Source organism: Streptomyces sp. A012304, assembly GCF_026008495.1.
GTDB lineage: Bacteria > Actinomycetota > Actinomycetes > Streptomycetales > Streptomycetaceae > Streptomyces.
On record NZ_BQUN01000198.1, the window covers coordinates 41,477 to 45,466 of the forward strand.

The 3,990-nt window shown below is 73.3% G+C and carries 3 protein-coding genes and 1 pseudogene; 2 read left to right on the forward strand and 2 right to left on the reverse strand.

What is annotated here, in order from left to right:
- Positions 1 to 247: pseudogene (locus ALMP_RS39815) on the reverse strand (hypothetical protein); the annotation flags it as partial.
- A gap of 447 nt (positions 248 to 694) precedes the next feature.
- Here ALMP_RS39815 and ALMP_RS39820 point away from each other — a divergent pair.
- Positions 695 to 1,357 (forward strand): bifunctional DNA primase/polymerase, encoded by a 663-nt coding sequence (locus ALMP_RS39820; RefSeq protein WP_264936882.1) that lies wholly within the window; start codon positions 695 to 697, stop codon positions 1,355 to 1,357.
- Between the two features lie 174 nt (positions 1,358 to 1,531).
- On the opposite strand, the gene ftsY is transcribed toward ALMP_RS39820, so the two are convergent.
- Positions 1,532 to 2,734: a signal recognition particle-docking protein FtsY gene (ftsY, locus tag ALMP_RS39825; RefSeq protein ID WP_264936883.1), complete on the reverse strand. Its 1,203-nt coding sequence runs from the start codon at positions 2,732 to 2,734 to the stop codon at positions 1,532 to 1,534.
- Positions 2,735 to 3,004: 270 nt separating this feature from the next.
- Between ftsY and ALMP_RS39830 the strand changes: the two genes are divergently transcribed.
- Positions 3,005 to 3,976: an LLM class flavin-dependent oxidoreductase gene (locus tag ALMP_RS39830; protein WP_264936884.1), complete on the forward strand. Its 972-nt coding sequence runs from the start codon at positions 3,005 to 3,007 to the stop codon at positions 3,974 to 3,976.
- Positions 3,977 to 3,990: the final 14 nt, after the last annotated feature.

A 3,990-nucleotide genomic window follows, 5' to 3' on the forward strand; every position in this document is an offset into this window, starting at 1 on the left:
ACAGCTCGGACAGGATCCGGGGGATGGGCTCGCGGGGGTTCTCGCCGTCGAGCCAGCGGCGCACGCGTGAGGTGTCGGTGGAGATGTGGTTGGCGCCCAGCTGGCGGGCGCGGCGGTTGACCTGGCGGGCCAGTTCGCCCTTGGACCAGCCGCTGCGGACGAACCAGGAGGTGAGCAGCTCGTTGGGGCGCTTGTCAGCGTGCGCGGCGCTTCCCGCACTCGTCCCGCTTCCGCCATTGCCGCTCACTGGAACGCCCCCATCCCTGAGACCACTTGCTCGCTTGAGTGCGCCAAGCCTTATCAGAATGCCGGTCAATACGGCTCGCCGTCCGGCGGTTCCCACCCTTCGAACGGGGAGGCGACTTGCCTCCGGCATACCCACAGAGGCATGTGCCCCCGGGTCTCGCACACTCACCGTAATCCTACGATCACGCGCCCAGCCATGGCGATCCCGGAAACGCCACCATTCGCCACCCCTTCGAATGAACGCACGGTGGCGGGTACGCGATTGACTTGACACAGGACCGGCGGGCGGGCGGAGCGGTGCACTCCGGGGCGCGAACGGCCGACCGCACCACCCGGGCTGCTTCGAGGCGCCGCCTGAATCCGGTGGCACCGGGAAGGCGTCAGTACGCAGAGTCACCGTATGCGTCCGCTACGTAACCATCGGTGCGTCGGACCCGTTGGAGGGGGCATGGGCTTCACGATCGGCGGCATTCGCGAGATCCGCTCCGGCGCGCGCAGGCGCGGTCGCTCGTCCGAGTGCACCGCCGTCGCCGAGTTCACCGGCCTGTGGGGCTGGGACGTCGTACCGGGGGCGCGCGCCGCGGCCGGCGCCTGTTCCTGCGGACGTGCGGACTGCCGCGCACCCGGTGCGCACCCGTTGGACTTCGCGCCGCGGGTGCCCGCGGGGGCCACCCTCGACGACGTGAGCCGGACCTGGGCGGAGTTCCCGGGTGCGGCGGTGATGCTGCCGGTCGGACGCGCCTTCGACGTCGTCGAGGTGGCCGAGCCGGCCGGGCGGCACGCCCTGGTCCGGCTGGAGCGCATGGGTCTGCCGCTGGGCCCGGTGACCGCCACGCCGGAGGGCCGCGCCCAGTTCCTCGTCGCGCCGGGGGCCGCGGCCGACCTCACCGACCTGCTCTACCGCATGGGCTGGGACGACCCGGCCTCCCTGGATCTGCGCGGCCTCGGCGCGGGCTCGTTCATCACGGCGCCGCCGTCCGACCGGGGCGGCCTCGGTCCGGTGCGCTGGCTGCGCCCGCCAGCGCTGGACTCCGCGACCCGCCCGCCGGAGGCCCGGCTGCTGCTCGGCACGCTGGCGTACGTGGCGCACCGCTCGCGCGCGGCGTACTGAGCCCTGGCTCACGCGCGCCGCGTACCAAGCCCTGGGCTACGCGCCGCGTACCTAGCCCTGGCTCACGCGCCGCGTACCGAGCCGATCGGCCGCCCGTACGACGAAGCGCCCGTCCCCGACTGCACCTCGGGGGCGGGCGCTTCCTCGTGTGCGGTCACCGCGTCGGGTGGCCGCTCACTCTCCGATAAGAGCGTCAACGAACGCCTCCGGCTCGAACGGCGCGAGGTCGTCCGCGCCCTCGCCGAGCCCGACGAGCTTGACCGGCACGCCCAGCTCCCGCTGGACGGCGACCACGATGCCGCCCTTGGCCGTGCCGTCGAGCTTGGTCAGCACGATGCCGGTGATGTCGACGACCTCGGCGAAGACCCGCGCCTGGACGAGGCCGTTCTGCCCGGTGGTGGCGTCGAGGACGAGCAGCACCTCGTCGAGCGGGGCGTGCTTCTCGACGACGCGCTTGACCTTGCCGAGCTCGTCCATGAGCCCGGTCTTGGTGTGCAGCCGTCCGGCGGTGTCGATGAGGACCACGTCGATCCCCATCTCCTTGCCCTCCTTGACCGCGTCGAAGGCGACGGAGGCGGGATCGCCGGCCTCCGGCCCGCGCACGGTGTGGGCGCCCACCCGCTCGCCCCAGGTCTGCAGCTGGTCGGCGGCGGCGGCGCGGAAGGTGTCGGCGGCGCCGAGGACGACGGTGCGGCCGTCGGCGACCAGGACCCGGGCGAGTTTGCCGGTGGTGGTGGTCTTGCCGGTGCCGTTGACGCCGACGACCATCACGATGCCGGGCTTGCGGTCCTCGGGCTCGGTCTTCACCGTGCGGTCGACGTCGGTGCCGACCAGGTTGAGCAGCTCCTCGCGCAGCAGGCCGCGCAGCTCCTCGGGGGTGCGGGTGCCGAGGACCCGCACGCGCTCGCGCAGCCGTTCGACCAGTTCCTGGGTTGGCTGGACGCCGACGTCGGCGGTGAGGAGGGTGTCCTCGATCTCCTCCCAGGTGTCCTCGTCGAGGTGCTCACGCGAGAGCAGCGTGAGCAGCCCCTTGCCGAGGGCGTTCTGCGAGCGGGAGAGACGGGCGCGCAGGCGGACCAGCCGCCCGGCGGTGGGCTCCGGGATCTCGATCCCGGGAGCCTCGACGGTGGGAGGCTCCTCCACGGCGGTGGGAGCGCCACCGCCCGGGAGGTCCACCTCCTCGATCGTGCGGCGCGGTTCGTCGCGCGGCGTCTCGGCCTCTTCGCCGACGTGCGGTTCGGCCGGAGGCGCGGTGATGTCGGGCGCGGCCGGGGGCGGCGGAGGCAGCGGCTTCTTGCGCCGGCTGCCGACGATGAGCCCGCCGAGCACACCGAGCACGACCACGGCGATGACTACAGCAAGGATGACAATGTCCATAACGCGTCCAGTATCCATCCCTCCCCCCGACGGGACCCCGCTCCCGGGAGGGTGTCTCGCACGTTCAGCAACCGCCCGGCCGCTCCAGCCGAGCCGCTGCGGTCCTTCCGTCCGTCCGGTCCAGCCCGTCCGTCCGCCCGGTCCGGCCTGTCCGCCCGGTCCGCCTGGCCGTCCGTCCGGCCGGCAGCGCGTTCTCCGACCGGTCCACGTCACCCTGGCCATCTGACGCACCGTCAGCTACGGTCCCCCTCCACCGGAAGGGAGACCCCCATGCCCGTCACCGTCGTCCGCTTCAACCTCGTCGCCCCCGGCGCCTCCCCCGCCGAGCTGGGCGCCCGCTACCGGGCCGCTCTGGAGATGGCCGCGTACGCCGACGAGCACGGGGTGTCCACCGTGCAGACCGAGGAGCACCACGGCGCCGAGAACAACTGGCTGCCGTCGCCGTTCGCCTTCGCGGGCGCCGTGCTCGGGGCGACCCGGCGCCTCACGGTCACCGTCTCGGCGGCGATCGGCCCGCTGCACGACCCGCTGCGCCTGGCCGAGGACATCGCGGTGCTCGATCTGCTGAGCGGCGGGCGCCTGGTCACCGTCGCCGGGATCGGTTACCGGCCGCAGGAGTACGCCCGTGCCGGGGTGGAGTGGAAGCGGCGTGGGCGGCTCCAGGACGAGCTGCTGGAGACCCTGCTGAAGGCCTGGACCGGCGAGGAGTTCAACCATCGGGGCCGTACCGTCCGGGTCACTCCCCGTCCGGGCACCCAGCCGCACCCGCTGCTGCTGGTCGGCGGCTCCTCCAGGGCCGCCGCCCGCCGTGCCGCCCGGCTCGGCCTGCCGTTCTTCCCGAGCGCGCACCTGCCGGAGCTGGAGGCGTACTACAAGGAGCGGCTGGTGGAGTACGGCACCGAGGGCTGGGTGCTGATGCCGGCCGCCGAGACCCCGCTGCTGCACCTCGCCGAGGATCCGGACCGGACGTGGGCCGAGTACGGCGGCCACTTCCTGCACGAGGCCCGTACCTACGCCTCCTGGCAGCCGGCCGGGGTCCGCTCGGCGGTGCGTTCGGCGGCCACGACGGTGGAGGAGCTGCGCGCGGAGGGGGTGTACCGGGTGCTGACCCCGGACGAGTGCGTGGCGCAGGGCGTGGACACCTTCGTGCTGCATCCGCTGGTGGGCGGGATGCCGTTGGAGGAGGGCCGGCGGAGTCTGCGGCTGTTCTGCGAAGGCGTGCTGCCCCGGCTCACCGTGTGAACCGGGGCAGCACG